This window comes from Parabacteroides sp. CAG:2, assembly GCF_000436315.1.
GTDB classification, from domain to species: domain Bacteria; phylum Bacteroidota; class Bacteroidia; order Bacteroidales; family Tannerellaceae; genus Parabacteroides; species Parabacteroides distasonis.
Window position 1 is genome coordinate 108,449 of the sequence record NZ_FR885321.1, and the last position, 24,465, is coordinate 132,913.

Genomic DNA, 24,465 nt, shown 5'->3' on the forward strand with positions numbered 1-24,465 from the left:
ATTTTTAGGCGATATAGATCAAACCTTTCGGCTAATAAATTTGTTCTATCAACGTATGGCGAAATCAGTACTTATTTCATATATTTGTGATTCAAGTAAGATTGTAATACTAAATCAATAATTAAACATGAAAACGAACCTTAGTTCTCAAATTACTCTGACGCGTATACCGTTGCGGTATTATCGCCCGGAAAATGCTTTCGAGCATTCAGTTTTAACCCGTTTGGAAAAGATTCCGACAAACATTTATGAATCGGCCGAGGAAGGTTCTTTCGCTATCGCTAAAGAGATAGCAACACAAATCCGTAAAAAACAAGATATCGGTAAGCCCTTCGTGATCGCTTTACCCGGCGGACGTTCTCCGCTAAGCGTTTACAAGGAGTTGATCCGTATGCATAAAGAGGAGAAATTAAGTTTTCGCAACGTGATCGCTTTCGTGGAATATGAGTTCTATCCATTGGCTAATCCCAGCGCCGGAAATCTGGCTCGCTTAAAAGAGGAGTTATTCGATCAGGTCGATATCGATCCTGCGAATATCTATTGCCCGGACGGAAGCATGCCGAAAGACGCTATCCTAGATTTCTGTCGCCAGTATGAGGAGACGATCCAATCCGTGGGAGGTATCGATTGCATGTTGCTAGGTATCGGTAACTCCAGCAATATCATGTTCAACGTGGGTGGAACGACGATCAGCTCGCGTACCCGTATGGTCTTGTTGGAAGGCGCTTCTCGCAAGGAGGCTGCCCGTACGTTCCCTTCGCAGGAGAATGTCCCGGCAGGTATCATCACGATGGGTATCTCTACGATGATGAACGCCCGCAGCGTGATCTTGATGGCTTGGGGCGAGGATAAGGCTAGCATTGTCGCTAAGACCGTTGAGGGCAAGGTTAGCGATGCCGTTCCTTCCAGCTATTTGCAGAATCATCCGAACGCCAAGGTCGTGATCGATCTTTCCGCCGCTTACGACTTGACTCGTATCAGCCATCCTTGGTTGGTGACTAGCTGCGAGTGGGATAATAAGTTGATCCGCCGTGCGATCGTTTGGTTGTGTCAGTTGACGGACAAACCGATCTTGAAATTGACAAACAAGGATTATAGCGAGCACGGATTGGGTGAGCTATTGGCGTTATATGGTTCCGCTTACAACGTAAATATCAAGATATTCAATGATATCCAGCATACGATTACCGGATGGCCGGGTGGCAAGCCGAACGCCGACGATTCCAATCGTCCGGAGCGTGCTAACCCGTATCCGAAGAAAGTGATCGTATTCAGTCCGCACCCGGATGATGACGTGATCTCCATGGGCGGAACCTTGCGTCGTTTGTGCGACCAGCATCATGATGTGCATGTGGCTTACGAGACTTCCGGTAATATTGCCGTAGGCGACGAGGAGGTAATCCGTTATTGCGAGTATTTGCGTGATGTATGTGAGAAATACTCTCCCGACTCGGCCGTGAAGGATAAGGCGAACGAGATCATCAACTACCTGCGTTACGAGAAGGTGGAGAACGGCGAGCCGGAGCGGAAGGATGTCCTCTTTATGAAAGGAACGATCCGTCGGGAGGAGGCCCGTCACGGTTGCCGCTACTCGGGCGTGAAGGACGATCATGTTCATTTCTTGGATCTTCCGTTCTACGAGACCGGATTAGTGAAAAAGAATGATTTGAGTGAGGTCGACAAGGATATCGTAAAGGCCCTGTTGCTCGAGATCAAGCCGGATCAAATGTTTGTCGCCGGTGACTTGGCTGACCCGCACGGAACCCACAAGGTTTGTCTGGATGCCGTACTGGCCGCTATCGACGAGGTGAAAGACGAGGAATGGATGAAGAACTGCCGTGTATGGATGTATCGCGGCGCATGGGCAGAATGGGAAATGGACCATATTGAGATGGCCGTACCTATCAGTCCGGAGGAGTTGCGCTTCAAACGTAACGCTATTTTGAAGCATCAATCGCAGGCCGAGAGCGCTCCGTATCTGGGTGACGACGAGCGTTTGTTCTGGCAGCGTGCCGAAGATCGCAACCGTGCTACCGCAGAGTTGTATCGCCAATTAGGTTTGGCTTCTTATGAGGCGATCGAGGCGTTTGTACAATATATCCCGTTGAGATAATATCTAGCGATAGAATAATCTGAAAGCCCTATCTGATTAAGTTCGGATAGGGCTTTTTGTTTTTGTGTTATTTTTTTCGTGTGGGCGTAAGTAGATCTGTTTCTATGATCGTATATAGATAAAGGAGAAGCCTTGAACTGTCTAATATAATACAAGAAATGTCCACATTGAGCATGAAAGACTATATTATTAAGAACCATGAGTTGGATAAATTTAAATTATTATATCTGGAGAATGCCCCCAGACTGATCTTTTATGCCTCGAAATATGTGGATAGCGATACGGCGGAAGATTTAGTGCATGATATATTCATCAAGATCTGGCAAAAGAAAGAGATTTATTCCGTGGAAGAAGGCTTGAAGACATACCTATTCCGTTCCGTTCAAAATGCTTGCCTCGATTACCTAAAGCATAAATCAATAGAAATGACTTATGCGGATGAGGTTGCTCGTAGACTAAAGATAGAGGAGATAGATTATTATAATCAGTCGGATGCGGCGGAGCTGGAGAAAGAGCGTCTGGACTCCGTTTACCGGGAAATAGCCAAGTTACCGGACAGATGCCGAGAGGTTTTTACGTTGGCTTATGTGGACGGGAAGAAATCAGTGGAGATCGCAGGAATGCTAAATATCTCTCAACGTACGGTAGAGGCGCAACTCTATAAAGGATTGAAGATCATACGGAATGTGTTGGCGCTTCTGGCACTGGTTTTATTTTTTAGATGAAAATACGGTAGAATACGTAAGTAAAAAGAGGAAACCGGTCGTATATATTATAAATGAAACAGAAAATGGAATCTAATAATTCGATAGAAGAACTGATCATACGCTATTTGCAGAACGAGATTCAAGAGGATGAACTTCGAGTGTTGGATGCTTGGATTCATGAGAGTGACGCTAATAAAGCCCACTTCTTTGAGCTTAAGGGGCTTTTTGACACTCGGAAAGAAGTGGCGTTCTTGAACCATTATTCCGTGGAGCGTAGTTGGGAGCGAATGGCTGGAAAGCTGGATGCGATCTCTGGCGTATCTGTGAAATCCAAGGTCCTTGGCAAACAGTTCTGGCTTTCATTCTTGAGATATGCGGCGATTATCGTAATCGCTATGGGAATAGGTGTGGGTATGAATCAATGGATAAGCAATCGTTTATATGCCGGCGATATGGAATATAACGAGATCGTAGTGGAAAAAGGCGGACGTGCGAACACGCTATTGCTATCCGACGGCAGTAAGATCATACTCAATGCCTCCACCCGTTTTAAATACCCCACCTCTTTTAATGGAGATGAGCGTGTGGTTCATCTGGAGGGTGAGGCCTATTTCGAGGTTGCGAAGAATCATTCGAAACCTTTCATCGTAAAACTAAAGAACCAACAAATCACGGTACTCGGAACCTCATTCAATATACAGGCTTTCAACGATGATCGCTTTAGCGTCACCACCTTATTAAGTGGTAGTATCCTGTTGGAATCTTTTGACGCTCAAGGACGGAAAATGAGTAGCATGAAGCTAAAGCCGAATCAACAAGCCCGGTCGGATAACCGGACCGGCTCTATTTTCTTGTCAGAGACAGATGCCTCGATCTCGAACGCTTGGGTAGGAGGGAAATATCGTTTCAAGGATGAGACCTTAGTCTCTATCGTAAAACGTCTGGAGAATTACTATGGGGTAAATATCCGCTTGGCGCATGACAGTCTGCGGAACATCCGCTACACAGGAACCTTCTCCTTGGATCAAGGTATACAAGAGGTGCTAGATATTATTAACTCGGAGAAACAATTCACTTTCACGAAAGACGGAAAAGATATCCTGATATCGGCGAGGAGCAAATAACAAAATAATAGATGTATAACCTTAAACATTCGAATTGCCTATGACAAATACCTGATCACAAAAAAGAATCGGGACTGACACCACTCACCCCCGATTCTTAGACGTTCATTATTCGTTTAATCACCTTTATCGCTGTCCTCTAAAAAGTAGCGAGCAAGGTAAGTCATTAATAAAAAATAATTACAAACTTATGGAAAAAGTCTGGAATAGCGATGAGCTATTGCCTAAAAAAATTAAATCAATCATGAAGATCACATTGCTTTTTTTAATACTGGGTATATTGCATGTCTCGGCGGATACCTATGCGCAAAAAGCTCAAGTTACGGTAGAAGTAAAGAACGGGACGTTCTATGATGTCGTCTCGGAGATTGAGAAACAGACCGAGTTCATGTTTTTCTATAAGAGCGAGGATATCGATAATAGTAAGCAGGTGGATATACAGGTGAAGAATCGCCAAGTCACCGACGTGTTGAATGAGTTGTTGAAAAACACGAACTTGACCTACCGCATATCAGGTAAGCACATCACGATCTTGAAGAAAGACGCCGTACAGCAACAAAAGAAAAAGATCTCCGGTATCGTTACGGATCCGGATGGCATACCGGTTATCGGGGCCAATGTCGTGATAAAGGGTACGACGGTCGGTACGGTTACGGATCTGGATGGAAAGTTTAGCTTGGATGCGGCTAATAACGATATCCTGTCATTTTCCTATATCGGCTATGCGGAGCAAGAGATCGAGGTCGGGAATCGTACACTGTTTAACGTGAAGTTGGCCGAGGATTATAAGGCGCTTGAAGAGGTCGTTGTCGTTGGATATGGTACGATGTTGAAACGAAACTTGTCAACATCAGTGGGTTCCGTAGACTCGGAGAAGTTATTGGAGCGTCCGAATGCCACGAACGTATTCCAAGGATTGGCCGGAAAGGTGGCTGGTGTTAATATCGCCTTGAATTCTGGTGCGCCGGGTGGTAGTCCTGCGATAAAAATCCGTGGTATCGGTTCTTTGAATTCTTCTAATACACCGCTATATGTGGTCGATGGTGTGGTTGGCGTGGATCCGGACCAGATTGATCCGAATATTGTCCAGTCTATCGATATCTTGAAAGACGCTACTTCCTCTTCTATTTATGGTGCGAGAGGTGCGAATGGCGTTGTGGTGATAACAACAAAGGAAGGTAAGAAAAATACGACGAATATCTCGTATAATACAGTTCTGTCAGCAGGAACGTTAGCTCGTAAAGTCGATGTCTTAAATGCGGAAGAGGCTTTGGATGTATTCAAGCGTGCTTATGAGGCTCAACCGGGACGTATCGCTCCCCATCTGGATCCGAGCAATATGTTTACGCATAAGAATGACCTGTTCAATCCGGACGGGACTCCGAAATATGATACGGATTGGCAGGATGCCGTGACTCGTACGGCTTTTTCTCATCAGCATTCACTTAGTTTCTCTGGAGGAAGCGATAAGCTGACCGCTGTGGCGAATGTAAGTTACAAAGATAATCAAGGTATAATGTTGGAGACCTATAAACGTCAGTTAAACGCATTTATCAATGTCGGATGGGATTTGAAAGAATGGTTCCATTTACAGGCCATGTTGAATGTTGGATCTAGTAATGCCCGAAACTCGGAGAATGCGATCTCTCGGTATACATTGGAAGCATTACCGTTCCTTCCGGTTCAATATGAGGATGGTACCTATTCCCGTAAAGGAGATTATCCAGGTGCGGAAGATACGGAGAATCCCGTGAGGATTTTAAAGGAACGTAAGAATATCGATAAGAATCAGTACACGTTGGCTAACGTGATTGGTACGTTTAAGATTACCTCTTGGTTAAAGTTAACGACTAGCTTCAGCCGCCAGGATGGTTCTTATATCAATTCATCTTATAACCCGAGTACCTTATTCGGCTATGGAGATACTCAAAAGGGTAAAGCGGAGAAAGCACATCGAAATACGATGTCGTGGACGAATGAGGACTACTTGACTTTTGATAAAAGCTGGAATAAGCATAACTTGAATGTCGTAGCGGGAGCCAGTTGGTATTACTCAAAAACAGAGAAAAGCGAGCTAGGGGCCGAGAATTTCTTCGATGATTATTTTGAGTACAATAATATGGGAGTCGGCACCGTACGTTCTAAGGTTGGCTCAGACTATACGGATAATAAAATGAATTCTTACTATGCCCGTATCAACTATAATTTTGACAATCGTTACTTATTGGGCGCTTCTTTCCGTGAGGATGGTTCTTCTCGTTTTGGCTTGAATAACCAATATGGTTTCTTTCCTTCATTCTCGGCCGCTTGGCGTGTATCCAATGAGAATTTCTTCGAGAACGCAAAAAAGGTGATTGATGATATGAAAGTCCGTTTGAGCTACGGTACGGTGGGTAACGCGGAAATCGGTGATTATGCGTCTATGGCACGTTATGAGAATAAACGCCTTCCTTTTGGCAAGGATATGACGACGATCGTTACGTTGAAAAGTATGGCAAATCCGGATTTACGCTGGGAGAAATCCAGACAACTTGATGCGGGTATCGATTTGAGTTTCTTTAATGGGCGTATCGAGTTTATGGCGGATTATTATCATAAGATTACGACTGATTTATTGTATGAGCTACAATTGCCTTCTAACTCGGGATATGAGAAAACTATGACAAATCTGGGTAAGATCCGTAATCAAGGTCTTGAGATGAGCTTGAATACACGCAATATCCAAAGCCGTGATTTCTTATGGACTACCTCTTGGAATTATACGATGAACCGATCGATGGTACTGGATATAAATGATAATATCATTGGTAAATGGGGAGGACGTATTGAAGAGGGACATCCTTTAAATGCCCTTTACGGCTATGTTCGCCTAGGTACATGGGGAACCGATGAGGCGGAAGAAGCCGCTAAATATAATAAGAAACCCGGCGATATCAAGTATTGGGACAAAAATGGTAATGGAATGAAGGATGGTGAAGACCAAGACTATATCGGAAATGGCGCTCCTAAATTCGAGATGAATATGACAAATACATTCTCGTGGAAAGGCTTCACGTTTATGTTTGATTTACAATGGGTGTATGGTAATAAGTTGATTAACTTCACTCGCCAGTTGATGGGTAACCGTGTGACATTCTCCAATGCTTATGCGGACATTCCGGTGAACGCTTGGACGCCGGAAAACCAAAACACGATGGTGCCTAGCTTGCGCCTTCCGGGAGATGGATATGAGAATGACGTAGATTCTTGGAGTTGTGAGCCGGGTTCGTTCTTGCGTTTACGTAATATCGGCTTGAAATATGACTTTAGTTCCCGTATGCTTTCTGCCGCTCACATCAAGAGTTTATCCTTGGGATTCAATGTGGAGAATGCGTTCTTGATTACGAACTATTCTGGTAGTGATCCGGAGGTGACGAGTTATGATGCTGTATTTGAGCAAGGAGTGGATTTTTATACCTATCCCAAACCTCGTACGTATTCATTTACTTTAGGTGTTAATTTCTAATTGTTTAATCTTTACTTCGTAAAAAACTAAGATATGAAAAATAAAGCGCATGTATGGATGTGTGGCTTGCTTTCGGCGACAATGGCTTTTACATCCTGTACGAATTTTTTAGAGGAAGACCCGAAAACCTTCTTGAGTCCTTCTGAATATTATACGACAGAGAACCAGATAAAGGCGGCTGTGGATGGCACTTATGACGGGCTTGATGATCTGTTGAGTTCCGACCTCGAGATTGCCACAGTTCACCTTTTTAACTTGGAATATCTTGTAGGTACTAGTTATCGTCCTCGTGCGGCCGGTAATGAGCAGAACCAGTTCTTGTTGCTTTCCGGTTTGGAAGAGAGTAACGGCATTATTCGTAACTTCTGGAAGGCTACTTTCTTTCCTTTGGAAAATTGTAATAGCGTGATTCAAAATGTTTCCGCTACGGATATTATTAGCGAGAGCCAGAAAGCGAAGTATCTGGGAGAGGCTTATTTCTTGCGGGCGTATTACTATTTTCAAGGGGTACAATTATTCGGGGATATCCCGTTGAAGACGGAACCTACGGTAGACTTGAATACGGTGAAGATTCCAAGGTCTCCTAAGGAAGATATTTATAACCAGATCGTGGAAGACTTGAAAAAGGCGGAGCAGTCCGGTTTGGATTGGAGTGATAAAACAGGCCATGTCTCTATGGGAGCGATCAAAACCCTTTTAGCCAAGGTTTATTTGACAATGGCAGGTTATCCGCTTCAAAAAGGAAATGAGTATTATCAATTGGCTTACGAGAAAGCCAAGGAGGTTATTGACAGTGGAGCCTTTAGCTTGTTCGCTGATTATAAGGATTTACGTGCGTTAGAGAACGAAAATAGTGGTGAGCATATTTTTATGATCCAGCGTGAGGCGCAAGATGCCGGGGCTCCTTTCCATTTTGGCCTTTTGCCTTATCCGGAACAACCGATTTCCATTACTCCGGCTTATGGGGGTGGTTTGGCTCCTCGTAAAGAGTTTTATGAAAGTTATGATGACCAAGATATTCGTAAACGGAATGAGGAGTTTTTCTATACTTCTAAACCCAAATATGGTGATCCGGAGACAACGATTACTTTGGATGTTCCTTATCTATGCAAATATTGGGATGAGAATGCGGAATCTACAGGAAAGAGCGGGGCGAATATCCCGGTTTACCGTTATGCGGATGTTCTATTAATGTGTGCGGAGGCAAAAGCTACCTTGGATGGAGGATCTACTTCTGACGCTACGGCGGTTGATGCTTATTTCCAAGTTCGTCACCGTGCGTTACCTGATGAGGCGAGACCAACTTCGATCACGGTTGATCAAGTATTGAAAGAGCGTGCGTGGGAACTCTGTTATGAGTTTACAGGATGGTATGATATGTTGCGTACTCACCGTGCGTTTGATCCGGTATCGAAGCAAATGGTTGATTTATTCGGCTATCAGGCGGTTAATCATACGTATCCGTTTAAAGAATCGGATTTGGTTTTCCCGGTACCTTTGCGTGAGAAAGAACTGAACCCTCTGCTCGGTGAGGATGTCGTTCGCTAAAAGTAAGCGGGCGATTCTCTAGACTAGAGGTGTGTGGGAGGATATTACTATCCGTAGTAATCCGGATTATTATCCATGATAAATACGATTACTATTGATAGTAATATTTTTTAACACGGTATATATTATTCATCACAGAAAATTAGAGAAGAGAGAAATAGAGATGAAAAGATATGTTTTGTTTGTCTGTTTGCTTTTATCAGGTCTTGCAAGAGTATATGCTCAGTCGATAGCTCCGTTTCAGAAAGGAGATCGGATCGCCTTCGTGGGAAACAGCATTACTTGCGGTGGTCATTATCATTCATATATCTGGCTGTACTATATGACCCGTTTCCCGGATCAACGCATCGATATCTTTAACGAGGGAGTAGGTGGGGATGTAGCCGAGATGATTTACCAGCGGTTGGATAAGGTTTTCGAACATGAGCCTACAGTGGTGACGCTATCTTTTGGCATGAACGATGTCGGCTATATGGATTTTCGGAAGCCGGGGGCCGATACGATCGCTCGGAACCGGGTAGAGAAAGCTTGTCGGGATTATGCTCTTATCGAGGAGGTCTATAAGAAGTATCCGGAGGTGAGGAAAATCTTGATCGGAAGTTCTCCTTATGACGAGACTTCCCGTTTCAATAAGGTCGCTTTCCCGGGGAAGAATACGCAGATCTTGAAGATCGTGGATTTCCTGAATGCCCGTGCCCGGGAGAATCAATGGGGATTCGTGGATTTCAATCGCCCGATGGTAGCGATCAACCAATGGGAGCAAGCGGCGGATTCCATGTATACCTTATGCGGGAAGGATCGTATACATCCCTCTACGGACGGACATCTGGTCATGGCTTATCTTTTCTTGAAAGCGCAAGGCCTGGCCGGTAAGCTGGTAGCCGATATCCGGATAGACGGAGCGGGGAAAAAGGTGACTCGCTCGGATAATTGCCGTGTCTCGGATTTGTCTGTTTCCTCGGATAACCTTACTTTTACGTACGAGGCGAAATCGCTTCCGTATCCTATCGATACCTCTTATTATGATAATGAGAAACATACGCAGGCAGATGCCTTGAGTGTTATCCCTTTTATGGATGAGATGAATTATGAGGGATTGTCCGTGAGCGGTTTGTCGGATGGATATTACGGGTTGACGATCGGTGGGGAGTTTATCGGTCGTTTTACGGCGAGGGAGTTGGAGCGAGGCATCAATATGGCTCTTCTTCAGAATACCCCGCAGTATAAACAAGCGATGAAGATCCGCCAGATGAACGAGGAACGCTGGTTGAAAGAGCGTAAGATGCGCGAGTTCTATTGGGTGGAATATAACTTGATGCGGAAGACGGGCATGCTTTGGGCCTGCGACGAGGCTGCCGTGGACACTTTACGCAAATACCGTCCCCACGACATCTTCTTGCAATGGAACGGCGACCTTTGGCTACAATACATGCACAAGGGGATTCGTGAGGATTGCGTGAATGAGCAACAGGATCTGGTCGACCGGATCTATGAGCAAAATAAACCAATCCCCTTGCAAATAGAGATCAAGAAATTTACAGACTTGTAGAGACGGGGCGTGCCCCGTCTTCCACCGACTGGAAGTATTCTAAATGTGAATTAATAGTACATATTATATGAAAAAGAAACTAGCGATATTCGTATTAAGCCAATTCTTGTTGGCCGGTTGGGCGGATGCCCAACAAGCCTATTTCATCGATGGCTATCATGGCGGTATCTACGGGCATTACCCGGTGGGACAAACCGCCTTTATCGCCCAGAAATTAAGGCAGAATCCCAACTGGAATATCAATATCGAGATCGAGCCTGAATCATGGGAAGTCGTACGGCAACGAGACCCCGAAGGTTACGAGGCTTTCAAGCGCTTATTTAAGGATCAATCCGTGGAGAGCGGGCGGATCGAGTACGTAAACCCGACCTATGCCCAAAGTTATTTCTTCGGGACATCCGGCGAGAGCGCTATCCGCCAATTCGAATATGGAATACGGCTGATCCGGAAACATTTCCCCGAGGCGGTATTCACCACCTATTCGGCGGAGGAGCCTTGCTTTACCAGTTGCCTGCCCTATATATTGAAGTCATTCGGCTTCTCGTATGCCTCTACTAAGAACCCGAATACGATGTGGGGTGGCTACGTAAGCGCCTACGGAGGTGAGTTGGTGAATTGGGTAGGGCCGGATGGTACGAGACTTACCACCGTCCCCCGTTACGCCTGCGAGGATTTACAACCCGGCTCTTGCTGGCAATCCATCTCGTGGTTCAATACGGAGGACTACATCCATAAATGCTTGGATGCCGGTATCCAGCACCCGGTCGGCATGTGTATCCAAGATGCCTCATGGAGCCATGGTTGGGATAAAGGCCCTTGGCTGGGACAGGATACGACGGGCTATTATACGCCGACCGCCTATAAGACTTGGCGGAATTACATCCAAGACTGTTCCGTCGGGACTACTCAGGATGATTGGCATTTCTCGCAAGAGGATGTCCTAGGTGGCTTGATGTGGGGAACGCAGGTCATGCAGCGTTTGGCCGGAGAGGTACGGGTAGCCGAGAACGCTATCGTGCGTGCGGAGAAAATGGCGGCTTACGCTCGCTTATACAAAGGCATGGAATGGCCGACCGAACGTATCGATGAGGGATGGCGCACGCTTTTATTGTCGCAGCATCATGATTGCTGGATCGTTCCTTACAATCAACTACAAGGGAAAAAGACATGGGCGGAGACGGTTACGGATTGGACTGGGGTGACCATTCAAAACAGCCGTCAGATAATTGATAACGCCTTGTCCTTATTGAAAGAAAAGGAAGGTGAATCCACGGTGTACGTATATAATACCTTGGCTACCGACCGGAATGAATTGGTGGCGGTGGAAGTTCCCGCCTCATGGAGAAACTCAGATTGGGTGGTTCTTGATAAGCGAGGGAAGAAACAGCCGGCTCAATGGCTGACGGAAGACGGCGTTTCAAAACTCTTGTTTCGTGCGCAAGTCCCCTCTGCCGGTTATGCCTCTTATGCGATCCGGAAGGCAGAGGATAAACAGTCCGGAACCTTGAAGGCTGAGAGACAGAAAGACGGTACGTTTCGCATGGAAAGTGATTTATACACCTTGGTGCTAAACCCCTCTAAAGGAGGTGTAATAGAAAGCTTGAAAGCGAAAGCCGTACGAGGCAAGGAATTCGTGGATAACCGGAATGAACGTGGGTTCAATGAGCTTCGGGGATATTTTATCGATGAGGGTGGTTTCCTTTCCAGTATGGATCAACCGGCTGAGGTGAGCGTGTTGGAGCAAGGGCCCTTATTCGTGAAGGTAGCTGTGAAAGGCAAGATTGGAAAGTATTCATTTACCCAAACGATCCGGTTAACGCAGGGAGAGCCTCGCATCGATATGAGTGTTAAGCTGGATTGGATAGGAAGCCCTCGTATTGGTGAGCCGGGTATCGAATTCCGTGCGGATAATCCTCGTAAGTCATTCTATGACGACCGTTACAAACTTCTGGTATATCTGCCTATCCAGATCGCCAACCAACAGATTTATAAGGATGCTCCGTTCGATGTTTGCGAGAGCCGGTTGGAGAATACCTTTTTCAATCGTTGGGATAGCATCAAGCATAATATCATCTTGAATTGGGTGGATGTAGCGAGCAAGGATAACTCTTGCGGTCTGTCATTATTCACGGATCATACGACCAGCTATGCGCATGGTAAGGATTTCCCATTGGCCTTGAACGTACAATACGCCGGTAAAGGCTTGTGGGGCCGGGATTATATCATAGACCGTCCGACCGAGATCTCGTATGCCTTGATCCCTCATGCCGGAACTTGGGAGAAAAGCCGTATTTGGACACAAAGCGAACGACGCAATGAGCCTTTGGTCGCAACCTTGGACGGCGATGCTACCTTGACATCCGGTTCCCTTTTCCGGATAGAGAATAATGCCTACGAGTTGGTCTCCATGGTCTATAAAGGTAATGACCTTTACATCCGCCTATTCAATGCCCAAAGCGATGCCTCCCCTAAAACGATAACCTTCCAAGGACAAGACGTGAAAGCGAGCTTGGTGGAATTGGATAACCGTCTGGTTGAGGACTTAACCGTCACCGAGAAGAAAGGCGCCAGTTCAATGCGTCTCTCTATCCCTCGTTACGGGATAAGGACATTAAAAGTAAGCTGTAAGAATATCTAATGTAGAGACGGGGCATGCCCCGTCTCTCTTTATCCCTAATTAATCCCCGTTTCTCTTGCCTCTTTCGGTGGAAAGATGTTATTTTGCATCCCGAATTAAAAGAATAGGCGTTATGTTGAAATTCTTCAAGACATGGACACTCCCTATCTCCATGTTAGCGGGTGCGATAGGGTATTTTGTTTTCGCCAATGTTACTTTTCTGGAGCCTACAAAGCCGTTCATGTACACTTTAATAGCGTATCTGACGCCCTTTTTGATTTTTGCGCAGTTGCTCTTAACCTTCTGTAAGATCTCTGTCCGGGAATTGATGCCCAGCCCTTGGCATGGTTGGCTATTGCTTATCCAAGCGGTTTCCAGTTTGGTGCTTGCCGCCTTATTGCTCTGGCTGCCAATGAGAGAGGAATACCGGGATGTGTTCGAGGGAGCGATGGTCTGCCTGATTTGCCCAACCGCTACGGCGGCCGCCGTGATTACGGGTAAATTAGGGGGAAGCGCCTCTAGTCTGACTACTTATACCTTATTATCGAATCTATTGGCAGCGATTGTCGTGCCGCTGGTCTTCCCATTAGTGGAACCGCATGCCGAGATTACTTTCTTCGCCGCATTCTTGAAGATCTTGGGAAAAGTCTTTCCATTGCTGTTATTCCCGTTTTTCCTCGCTTTGTTCTTGCGTAGATTCATACCACCTATCCATCGCTTCCTTGCGGGGCTTCGAGACATGGCCTTTTACCTCTGGGCCGTCGCTCTAGCTATCGTGACCGGGCAGACCGTGAAATCCTTGGTCAATAGCGAGGCGGAGATTTATGTAGAAATCCTGATCGCTTTAGGCGGCTTGATAACCTGTATCGCGCAGTTTTATTGGGGAAAGCGCATCGGCAAGAAATACAATGACCGTATTAGCGCTGGACAAGCCTTGGGACAAAAAAATACCGTGTTAGCTATCTGGATGTCTTACACCTATTTGAACCCCTTGTCTTCTGTTGGCCCGGGAAGCTATGTACTGTGGCAAAATATTTTTAACAGTTATCAGCTGTGGAAAAAGAGAAATAAAGAATTGGAAAATTAAATATCGATAGCTGATATATAATAATTTGACCACAGAATATTTTCGTCTTCTTTTTTGCGTATTCACTATTTTTTCTATAAATTGCCACTATTTATCAGTGAGGTTGGTTGAATATTGTTCCATAACTTAATGTTTTAGTAACCACTAGGTTTTAAATAATATATCGGTTAATTAACTGATATTCAATATGATATATAATTATATAGTAATTGTTTTAATTCATTTTTAAACAGTTTCTTAATGTCTGAAACGATTGTTGACTTGAATTTTCTTGAGGCTGGAGTTCAATGTTTCCCAATGTATCACTATGAGGAACGTAAAATTGAGAGTAAAACTTTGTTTGATGATGCCGAGGACACCATTCAGAATAATTATATTCGTCGTGATGCCATCTCCGATTTCATTTCAGAACGTTGTCGCAAAGCCTACGGTCCACATGTGAGTAAAGAAGATATTTTTTACTATGTTTACGGCATTCTGCACAGCACGGAATATCGCACCGCCTTTGCCGCCGACCTTAAAAAGATGTTGCCCCGTATTCCATTAGTGGATGAAGCCCTTGATTTTTGGAGTTTTAGCAAAGCAGGAAGAAACTTAGCGGAATTGCATTTGAACTATGAGAATCGTCCTTCGGCAACCGGAGTCATTGTGACCTATAATACCATTCCGCAGAGCGAAATAGAAAAAGTAATGCAATCAGGCGAGATGGAGACAATCAATTATCAAGTTGAAAAGATGCGCTTTCCCTCCAAAACGGATAAAAGCAAAATTATATACAACAGCCAGATAACGATTGAAAATCTACCAGCCACAGCTTATGAATACATAGTAAATGGCAAAAGTGCTATCGAATGGATTATGGAGCGTTATGCCGTCATCACTCACAAAGATAGCGGCATCACTAATAATCCTAATGACTGGGCAACGGAACATGACAATCCCCGCTATATATTGGATTTGCTCCTCAGCGTTATTTTATTAAGTATAGAGATGATGGAGATAGTGAATGGATTACCGAAATTAACCTTTTAAATATGGCAAAAGAACGTTCAGCAATAGCAACAATCAAAGGATATTATTATCAATTTGACTATTTTATCCTTCAGTTACTAAAATGCAATAATGAAACTGATTCCATTTGTATTGAAGGCATCGAGGATGTTGATTTAAAAACAGTTGATGAAAGTACTGCTATTCAATGCAAATATTATGCAGGAACAGAATATAATCATTCTGTTATAGCTCAACCATTGCGATATATGTTAGATCATTATCTATCAAAAGCTAATAATGGTATAAAATATAAGATTTATGGGTATTACAAATCAGGTCAAGATAAACTTATATTACCTATTAATATAGAATTTTTTAAAAGTAACTTTATAAGTCTAAAAGCATTTAAAGGTCTTTCGATAGAAGATAAACAAATAATATCATTTTTATCAAATTTGGAGATAGATATTGCAGCAAGAGAGTTTGAACAGCAAGAGACTGATATTTTTAATGAACTAAAAAGACTCTTTAGCTGTAATGATTTTGAAGCAGAATACTTTTATTACAATAATTCATTAAGAATAGTAAAAGAATTATCGATAAATCCGGATATTTCTCAAAGAAGAATAACAAAACGTGAATTTATTGATAAAATCAATAGTAAGGATATATTTTTCAACCAGTGGTTCTTGATAAAAAAAAGCATCAAAGAATATTGCTTAATGATTAAAAGAGAATATTTTTCTCCTTTAAATTTATCTCCTTTTGAACGTTTTTTTGTTATAGAGTGCGACTCGATAATTTCTGATACAGAAATAAAATCTTTACTAATCCAAATTGGAAATAAATATTCAAAAATAGAAGCAAAAAATCCAAGTCCATTCTGCCCTTATGTATATCTATATGGTTTACCTGAGAATAGATTGAAAAATATTTTAAAAAGTTTACATGATGACAACTTTATTTTTATAGATGGCTACGATTATAAAGATGCTGAATTTTCAGTCAATTCAATTGTTAAAAAGGCTACTTGTTACAATGGATTAAAACTTAAAATCTTGTACAATAAGGAAGATTTAGATTCTGTAATAGATAGTATACAAAAGACTCGAAAGATTTATCAATTTTATACAAGAATACCTTTTTATGAAAATACGAACCATGAACATATCAAGATATTAGTTGAACAAACAATTCATATCAATAAAATAATATAATTATTATGGTAGAACAAGAAAAAATTAATGCAGAAGTAATATCTGTATTTCCCAATAAAGTAAAAATATCAGTAGATAAATTAGAAGATTTCTGTTTAGCAGAAGAAAAGCTTAAAGTTGGTTCATATTTAAGAATCGCAGACAATGATAATGCTGTGTTAATTGCCATTATTGAGAACTTTTCCATTGAAGTTGGAGCAGATAAGGAAGGAAATGCAACAAGAAAGTATATTCTTGAAGCTAATCCCTTAGGATTGATTCGTGGTGACAAGTTTGAGCGTGGTGGAGATACAATAGCTATTCCACCTAAAAAAGTTGAGCCTGCTAAGAAAGAAGAAATTTCTAAAATTTATGAAGAATCTCTTGAGGCAAAAGACAAGTTCACTTTCTCTAAACTTTCTACAAATAAAGATATTTCGGTTCCTGTAAATGGTAATAAGTTTTTCAATAAGCATATTGCCATCGTAGGATCAACAGGTTCAGGGAAATCCCATACTGTAGCGAAACTAATTCAAAGTGCTACACATGAAAAAACAGGAGAATATTCTGGTTTGAATAATTCTCATATTATAATATTTGATATTCATTCAGAATACAAATCAGCATTTCCAGATGCAAACTTTATTGATATCAATAATCTTATACTCCCATATTGGCTTCTTAATGGGGATGAATTGGAAGAGCTTTTTTTAGAATCAGGAGATTTTAATAATTACAATCAGGCTTCTTTGTTACAAAAAGTGATAACTGAAAACAAGAAAAAATATAATTCAGAACTAGAAAATATATCTTTTGATACACCCGTGAAATTTATTTTAAATGAAGTAATCACTTGTTTGTCAAATCTTTCTAGAGAAACGAAGGATTATAAAAAGACAAATGAAATAGCAATAAAAGAAGCGCATCAGTGTTTTAATGATGAGTCAGCTAAAATTAATCATTACTTTACGAAAATATATACATTTGAAGAGCCAAAGAGCCAAAATTATTCAAAGGGTACGTACGCAGACGGAAGCATTGACAAATTTATCTCTAGAATAAAAAGTAAAGTTAATGATAAAAGATTAAATTTTCTTTTAGGTGAAATCACAGAAGACGTTACATTCGAAGATACTTTAAAGCATTTAATTGCTTATGAGGAAACAAAACATTCCAATATCACAATTATAGACTTAAGTGGGGTTCCATTTGATGTGTTAAGTATTACCGTTTCTTTGATTTCAAGGATAATATTTGAATATGGTTATTTTTATAAACGACTAAGATGCTCAAAGAATGGTGAGGAAAGAATTAATAACGATGTCCCTATCTTACTTGTGTATGAAGAAGCTCACAAATATGTTCCCAATAGTGATTTGGCAAAATATCGGTCATCTAAACACTCCATTGAAAGAATAGCAAAAGAGGGACGTAAATATGGTGTATCTTTACTCTTAGCTAGTCAGAGACCTTCTGAAATATCAGAAACAATATTTTCTCAGTGTAACAATTTTTTAGCCATGCGATTAACAAATCCAAACGATCAAAATTATGTAAAGAGACTGTTGCCGGATACACTTGGAAATCTTATTGATAAAATGCCGACACTCAAAGCCGGAGAGTGTATATTAATAGGTGAATCAGTTATACTACCTTCAATAGTTCAAATAGATCGTTGTAGCCCAGAACCATCGTCAAATGATATCCCTTATTGGAAATTATGGAAAGAGGAATGGAAAGATCTCAAAATAGATGAGATAAAAAAAGAATGGTATAAATAATAATAAATGAAAATAATCCATACCGCAGATTGGCATTTAGGGCAAACGTTTTTTGAATATGACCGTAAAGGTGAACATACTCTATTTTTGACGTGGCTTCGAGAGCAAGTGAAAGTTCACGAGGTGGATGGGTTGTTTATTGCCGGAGATTTGTTTGATATCCCAAACCTATCGGCTGAAAGGAGTGCAAGTGATGTACAGAGAACTTTTTGATATACTACCTATGCCGGACAAAAGTAAACCTTTCATTGTAATGTGGTATTTGCAGGCTACGTGTTCGAAGATTTTGGAAAAGAACCGTGCCGAACGCACTATTATCGGAAGGTTAGAGTGTTTTTCGTCTGAAGTATTCGACGAAAAGATTGCATACACGGCACTCGGACATTTGCACCGTACCCAAAGGGTGTTAAGGCATGAGAATGCCCGATATGCTGGTGCTCCGTTACCGATGTTATTTGTTGAAAAAAATAACAAAGAAGGTGTTACTGAAGAAAATATAATAGATTAGCATTGAAAAGATTCATGATATGGCAAAAGAAATAAGAATAAATGATAACGAGTACGCTCAAATATTGCAGCAGGCGGTTTCTGAGATTCAAACTGCTCGCACGACCGTTGCTCGGCAAGTAAACACTACCGTCAATTCTGTATATTGGAATATCGGGAAGTTACTCTTTGATAGAAATTTAGAGAGTGGATATGGTAGTGGCGTGGTTAAACGATTGTCAGTGGACTTGAAAGAACAGTTTCCGGATATGGGATTGTCTCCTCGTAACCTTTGGAATATGAAACGCCTATACGAGCGTTATTATCAAGAAGATACAAAACTGCTACAAGCTGTGGCAGTTTTACCTTGGGGACATAATTTACTACTGTTGGATAAGTCGTTGTCAGCTAATGAAGCCTTATTCTACGCAGAAGAGTGCTTGCAAAAAGGTTGGTCGAGAGATATGCTGCTCAATGCAATAAAGATGAATACCTACGCAGCCCGTCAGACGAAAATCAAAACGAATAACTTTGATGCCGTACTGCCGATGGCGCATGCCGACTATGCTAATGAAGTATTTAAAAGTTCGTACAACTTAGGATTCCTTAGAATAACAGAGCCTGTTAAGGAGTTGGAACTGGAGAAGCGATTAGTATCTAAAATCAAGTCGTTTATACTGGAGTTGGGCAAAGGTTTTTCTTTTATCGGAAACCAATATCGTCTGGAGTATAACAATAAGGAATATGCAGTGGATATGCTCTTTTTTCACAGAGGTTTGAGGTCGCTCGTTGCGATTGAATTGAAGCTCGGGGCCTTCAAGGCAGAGTATGTAGGCAAGATGAATCTCTACCTTTCGCTGCTTGACCGCTTGGAAAAAGGAGAGAATGAGAACCCGTCAATCGGTATCATTCTTTGCGCCGACAAGGACCACTTGGATGTAGAGATTGCTTTGCAAGATATAAACAAGCCGATTGGGGTTGCCGAGTATCAACTGCTGCTGCCCAAAGACGAACTTCAGGCATTACTCATTCAAGAAATTAATTCCATCGAGGAGAGTGGTGATGTAAGCGAGGAGTAGCAACTTTTGTTTTGCTACTCCAAAAACTTTCCTACCTTTGCATTCGAGCTTTATTTCAGAATACCGTATTGGTGGTGAACAGGTGCGATTATTCGCAAGCTGAGGTAGAAGATTGGGCATCTACATTCGATGTTTGTTCACAAGGACTTCCAAAGTAAAGGTATCGTTACGATACTTTTAAACGATATAGAGCGGTATGCGATTACGGCTGGTATCACACGAGTTACATCGGAAGTGAGCCTAACCGCTCGCCTTTTCTTTGAAAAAAAAGATATATAGTAGAAGTGGAACGAAAACGCAAGGCTAATCAGCTTTGTCTTATTAATTTTTGGATGGCAAAAGAGCTTGATAAAGGTGAAAACTTATAAGATTTCAAGGCGAAAAAAAGTAAGTTAACTTTGCGGCCAAGTAAGTTGACTTAAATGATGAAGTAAGTTAACTTACTTTGGGATTGAAGCTTGCTTGTTTTGAATGCGTGTCTTTTATCTATTTTGAAGATATCCTTCTTGCTCATAGATACGACGGTAGCGGTGGATCATCGCTACGAGTGGTTTCAGCCGTTCGTCAATTACTTTCATCTCTTTAAAACGTTCGTACTGTAGGTTGTAAAGGAGGGTGTTTCCCGTTTGAAGACGCGTCTCGATGTCGGAAGGTATAAAGAAGCGGGCCTTAAGACCGAGATGAGTGAAGAATTCAGTGAGGAAAATGTGAATGCCGGCAAGATCGAAATCCCCAAAATGAAGATAGGGATTGGAAATGGCCCGCAACCATGTGCGAAGATCCGAACTCTGGGGATAACGAGAGACAAATAATACCTTGATATTTTTGAACAAATGCCTCATCTGCTCTATATGCTGGAAGTTTTCTCCATTCTCGATACCTACCACCGTAACATCATCCGCCAAGCGGAAATGCGTGAAATCTTCTATAAAGAGAGAGAGTCCCTGCGGAGGGTTGATTAGCAGCGGTTCTCCATACAGCGACGTTTCAATGGGCTGATAACTTTTAACGAGGAATCCGGTAAAACTACGGGTACTTTTCGCCTTAGAACGTGATGTAACTTCTACTTGTCTGGCACGGCTCACCGTTTCGCCACTCTCCATTACCTTGATCCACTCATCCAGCGAGACTTGTATCCCATATCGCTGTGCTAAATAGATAGATAACGCATTTGCGTCTCTCAGTTTGAATTTTCTTCTGCTACCATAGACTTGCTGCCAAATCAAATCCTCGGAGAGCAGTTCTTCTGCCATCTGTTTGGAAAGCCCGGAAGAGGGCACGCTCTCGCCTTGCATCATTTGCGACAGTTTACGGGCATCGCCCAAACGTAAATTCTGTTCTCTATCAATCATGGTTCCTAACATTAATTATCATATTTCAATAATGGCGTAACTTTGGTGTTGGCTCCACTGTCCTTACCCAACAAATATGTGTAGCGATAGCTCTCTACATTATAGGTAGTAGGTGAGGAGTTGATAAGCAAAATGTTGCGACTGTTGGCGAAGTCAAGGATACCCTTCACGTTGGTGGGGTGCAATTTCCCGATCTCATCCATCATGCAATGCAAACGAAACTCTCCAAACTTGTGTGAGGCTTTCTCTTTGAAGACATTGATGAGCATAATGTTCACCATGGCCTTTACCAGGATGTCCGTTCCATCCGAACCTACATTTGATATCTTTTCTACCCATCCCGTATCGTTGTCATTCTCCGTGATGCGGAACTCCAGTTTAAACGTATCGGTGAGCAGCAACCGCTTACGGGACGGTTCATTTTGCAATTCCTTCATGAGGTTGAGCAAATAGCGCACGGCCTGCCTGTTGATGACCTCGCGCAGATCCATTTGCGAGAAGAGGTCTACTTCACCCATATTGAATTCGTTCTCATCGCAAAATTTCTTTATTTCCTTGAGGAGTTGCATCAGTCGGTCGCTGCTGGGTTGTGCACGGAGTTCTATTTTGCGTATCACTCCCGCAAAGTTACGGCGCTCGAAATCCTTGTTGATATTGCCTATGGTACGATGTATCTCACCTTCATTCTGGGTAAGCTCGCCTACCGCTTTGGAGATGCGCTGAATGATGTGTGTATAGCGTTCGCTGATTTGTTTCTGAAAATCGAGGATCTTATTATTATCCACAAACTCGCAGAGGTTGGAGGCAAAATCCAGATAGTCTTCCTCCGTAGACAGATCGGTGCGGAAACTGAACGTGTTCTTGGCCGAGAAGTTGCTTTTAAACAGATTAACCATCCGTTTGAATTCTTCCAATTGTTTCATGCGGCCGGTGATATGGTCTTTCAACTCTTGCACCAACTCTGCGCAACTCTTCCAGGTCTGCCTCTCTTCGGTCACTACTACTTCGGGTGGGCAGAAAGTGGAGTCTTCGTGAAATTTGGCGGCCTGTGCCAAACCTTCCTCCAAGCTTCTCTTTGTTTCGATGCCCTTGCCTAATAAGGCTTGCTGATGTTTTTCTTGTATGTTCAGTTTCTCGCTACGCAAAGTGAAACGTTCTTCAAGCGTGGCCAATTCATCCTCAAGCATCTTCTTTCTACTGCGAAGTTGTGGTTCACGATCAAAAAGTTCCTCTTTGTCCTTTTGATAGCGGATGGTGTCGGGGAAATGTTTCTCGATGTAAGCCAGCTCTTTTTGAATCTGCAGGATGCGTGCGTCATATTTTCCGATGGCTGCCGTGTCGGCGCCTTTTCCGCTAAGCTCCGCTTGTTGGGAAGCCTCCAGTTCTTTACGGCGTTCCAGCGATTGCTGCTTGTGAAGTTTTATTTCTGTCTCGATACTGTTGCGGTAGTTATTCAGTTCCTGTTCCAGCCGGAGCTTCTTCTCTTTGTAACTTTTCTCGCATACCTTAAGACGATGCGCACGATCAGCCTTCAACTTCTTTATCTCTTCCTCGCAAAGCGCCAGTCGATGAGCCGTATCGTTCTGTTTCATCCGGATTTCAACCATACGCTGTTCACGCCAATCGTCCGTCTTCTTTTGCCATGAGGCGGATTGTGCCATGGCGTTCTTGATGAATGCGGGAAGCTGAAGTTGTTCGGATTCTTGCAGACGCTGTCGGTCTGTTATCTCACGCAAGCGCTTGTTGTATTGTTTCTTCAAAGCCTCCGTTTGCTCTGCCAATTCTTGGTGTAGCATATTGATCCGCTTGACGCACTGTGACAATGCTCCTTGGTATATGGCCAGTTCTGCTTTCAATTCCTCGGGGGTACGGAAATTGCGTTCCAATGCCGTAAGGTCTATTTGCACGCCATACAAGGAAGCCTCCCCTTGGTTGGTTACCTGCGGCGCCAAGTCATTGCGATAAAGTATTTTCTCTTCATCGGCTATTTTTCCGATCGTATCTTTCCATGCGGGTTTGTTCCTGTCCAGCCATTCGGCCAGCGAACCTTTGCGCCGTTCGATGAGCGACTCCAGCCGGGCTATTTGTTCCTCTATCTCTTGCTTCTCTTTTTGTGCGTTAGCGAGAGGCTGAGCCTGTGCCAACTCCAATTCCCGTAACTTCATTCCAGCCTCTTGACGCAGGCTTACAGCTTGCGTAGAGAGTTGCTGAATGGACATTTTCAACTCCTGCGCACGAGTATTCAGTTTGTTCAGTTCCTCGTCGGCTTTGGCATGTTCTTCTTTATAGGGAGCTTCGTGGGCTATCCGTAGCAACTCATTGTTTTGTTGCGATTTCTCCTCTCGTAGTTGCTGGAGTTTGTCTGCCGAGAGTTGCGATTTCTCCTCAAAACGCGTATATACCTCGTTCTCTTCATTGCGCCGTGTCTGCATCAAGCTCTCGTTCTGCTTATTTGTCGCATATTCCCTTTCGTTCACCAATGCGTGTTGCGCATTCTCAAAGGCTCGAAAGTCGGTATCTACCCGTTCTATAAGTGCGCTGTATTTGGCTATGACATCATCGTAGGCACGTGTGAGTTCCTGCCTCCGTTGCTGTTGGCGTGTTAATTCATCGGTAACCGCACTTTTCTGCTCTACCCTGCGAATTATTTCGGTAATGTTCATCTGCTCGTACTCCAGCTGTTTCTGCTTGGCACGTTTTAAGTCGGCATCAACCGAGCCTTTCTCTTTTATCAATTTGTCCCGTCCCTCTTGGTATTTCTTTGTCTCCTCACTTTGTAAGCGATGTACACGTTCCAGCTCGGTTTTGTGTCTGGATATTTCCTCGTCAATTAATGGGCGCTGCTTCAAGGCTGATTTCTCTGCATAGCATAATTCGGCACGTCCCTTGGCTATGTGGCTATCCATGTACAATAAGTCGCGATAGCTTTGCATCACTTTCCCGGCTTGTCTTTGTACCGGCGACCCTCCGGGTTTTTCATTGTCCAGCCAAAGCGTAACGTCATTGTAATTCTGTTCGAAATCTTTCGTCTGGTTACGGTAGACATCAAGGTCTATATTCACCTCTTCCTCATTCATGGAGCGGATTATCGTGTCCTTGATGAAATCGGCATCCAGCTTGGAGTTGAGGAACACATTCTGTATGGTTCGGGGGATATTCTGATAATTGGGGCTTTCTACGATAGCGTATTTACGGAAACCTATGAGATCGGGACGACGATTGTTGCCGAAAATAATATCCCGGAACTCTTGATAAGAAACGACGATACGACTGATTTGCGTCTCTGTGCCAATGGCTTTGCGAATAGAGATCCAATCAGCACGAACCT

Annotated in this window: 16 protein-coding genes and 1 pseudogene; 15 read left to right on the forward strand and 2 right to left on the reverse strand. The window is 43.0% G+C overall.

Translation table 11 applies throughout. The annotated features are described in order from the left end of the window. Positions 1 to 127 precede the first annotated feature (127 nt). The 15 genes and pseudogenes from QVP94_RS14695 (at position 128) to QVP94_RS14765 (ending at position 20,153) form a co-directional block, all read left to right on the forward strand. A complete protein-coding gene (locus tag QVP94_RS14695) occupies positions 128 to 2,113 on the forward strand; it encodes a glucosamine-6-phosphate deaminase (protein ID WP_005861744.1) in 1,986 nt (661 codons plus the stop codon). 158 nt (positions 2,114 to 2,271) lie between these two features. Next, positions 2,272 to 2,838, forward strand: a complete 567-nt coding sequence (locus QVP94_RS14700) for an RNA polymerase sigma-70 factor (RefSeq protein WP_005861746.1) — start codon at positions 2,272 to 2,274, stop codon at positions 2,836 to 2,838. Positions 2,839 to 2,903: 65 nt separating this feature from the next. Next, on the forward strand, positions 2,904 to 3,944 hold the full coding sequence (locus tag QVP94_RS14705) for a FecR family protein (protein ID WP_005861748.1): 1,041 nt from the start codon (positions 2,904 to 2,906) through the stop codon (positions 3,942 to 3,944). Positions 3,945 to 4,188: 244 nt separating this feature from the next. Continuing rightward, positions 4,189 to 7,449, forward strand: a complete 3,261-nt coding sequence (locus tag QVP94_RS14710) for a TonB-dependent receptor (protein ID WP_224202097.1) — start codon at positions 4,189 to 4,191, stop codon at positions 7,447 to 7,449. 33 nt (positions 7,450 to 7,482) lie between these two features. After that, the gene (locus tag QVP94_RS14715) at positions 7,483 to 8,997 is read left to right on the forward strand and encodes a RagB/SusD family nutrient uptake outer membrane protein (protein WP_005861752.1); all 1,515 of its coding nucleotides are present in this window, start codon (positions 7,483 to 7,485) and stop codon (positions 8,995 to 8,997) included. Between the two features lie 163 nt (positions 8,998 to 9,160). Further along, a complete protein-coding gene (locus tag QVP94_RS14720) occupies positions 9,161 to 10,546 on the forward strand; it encodes an SGNH/GDSL hydrolase family protein (RefSeq protein ID WP_005861754.1) in 1,386 nt (461 codons plus the stop codon). 67 nt (positions 10,547 to 10,613) lie between these two features. Further along, on the forward strand, positions 10,614 to 13,184 hold the full coding sequence (locus tag QVP94_RS14725; RefSeq protein WP_005861756.1) for a glycoside hydrolase family 38 C-terminal domain-containing protein: 2,571 nt from the start codon (positions 10,614 to 10,616) through the stop codon (positions 13,182 to 13,184). A 112-nt stretch (positions 13,185 to 13,296) separates the two neighbouring features. Then, positions 13,297 to 14,250 (forward strand): transporter, encoded by a 954-nt coding sequence (locus tag QVP94_RS14730; RefSeq protein WP_005861757.1) that lies wholly within the window; start codon positions 13,297 to 13,299, stop codon positions 14,248 to 14,250. Between the two features lie 240 nt (positions 14,251 to 14,490). Continuing rightward, entirely contained in the window at positions 14,491 to 15,282 is a 792-nt protein-coding gene (locus tag QVP94_RS14735) for a type ISP restriction/modification enzyme (RefSeq protein WP_022192900.1), read from the forward strand. Between the two features lie 2 nt (positions 15,283 to 15,284). After that, a complete protein-coding gene (locus QVP94_RS14740; protein WP_005861760.1) occupies positions 15,285 to 16,460 on the forward strand; it encodes a DUF4297 family anti-phage-associated protein in 1,176 nt (391 codons plus the stop codon). A gap of 5 nt (positions 16,461 to 16,465) precedes the next feature. Continuing rightward, complete coding sequence (gene herA / locus QVP94_RS14745) at positions 16,466 to 18,220, forward strand: anti-phage-associated helicase HerA (protein ID WP_005861761.1); 1,755 nt, start codon at positions 16,466 to 16,468, stop codon at positions 18,218 to 18,220. A gap of 6 nt (positions 18,221 to 18,226) precedes the next feature. Continuing rightward, a complete protein-coding gene (locus QVP94_RS14750) occupies positions 18,227 to 18,433 on the forward strand; it encodes a metallophosphoesterase (RefSeq protein WP_005861762.1) in 207 nt (68 codons plus the stop codon). Then, positions 18,414 to 18,728 (forward strand): exonuclease, encoded by a 315-nt coding sequence (locus QVP94_RS14755; RefSeq protein WP_011965932.1) that lies wholly within the window; start codon positions 18,414 to 18,416, stop codon positions 18,726 to 18,728. The genes QVP94_RS14750 and QVP94_RS14755 overlap by 20 nt, the downstream gene beginning before the upstream one ends. A 19-nt stretch (positions 18,729 to 18,747) precedes the next feature. After that, positions 18,748 to 19,785 carry a PDDEXK nuclease domain-containing protein gene (locus QVP94_RS14760; RefSeq protein ID WP_005861764.1) on the forward strand — a complete coding sequence of 346 codons (1,038 nt, stop codon included), beginning with the start codon at positions 18,748 to 18,750 and terminating at the stop codon, positions 19,783 to 19,785. 11 nt (positions 19,786 to 19,796) lie between these two features. Then, positions 19,797 to 20,153 (forward strand): annotated as a pseudogene (locus tag QVP94_RS14765) (GNAT family N-acetyltransferase). Between the two features lie 114 nt (positions 20,154 to 20,267). Here the strand turns inward: QVP94_RS14765 and QVP94_RS14770 are convergent. Both QVP94_RS14770 and QVP94_RS14775 read right to left on the reverse strand, forming a co-directional pair. Next, on the reverse strand, positions 20,268 to 21,137 hold the full coding sequence (locus QVP94_RS14770) for a DUF7281 domain-containing protein (RefSeq protein ID WP_005861765.1): 870 nt from the start codon (positions 21,135 to 21,137) through the stop codon (positions 20,268 to 20,270). A gap of 11 nt (positions 21,138 to 21,148) precedes the next feature. After that, positions 21,149 to 24,465, reverse strand: a 3,317-nt coding sequence (locus QVP94_RS14775) for an ATP-binding protein (RefSeq protein ID WP_288213290.1), incomplete at its 5' end; no start/stop codon positions are given.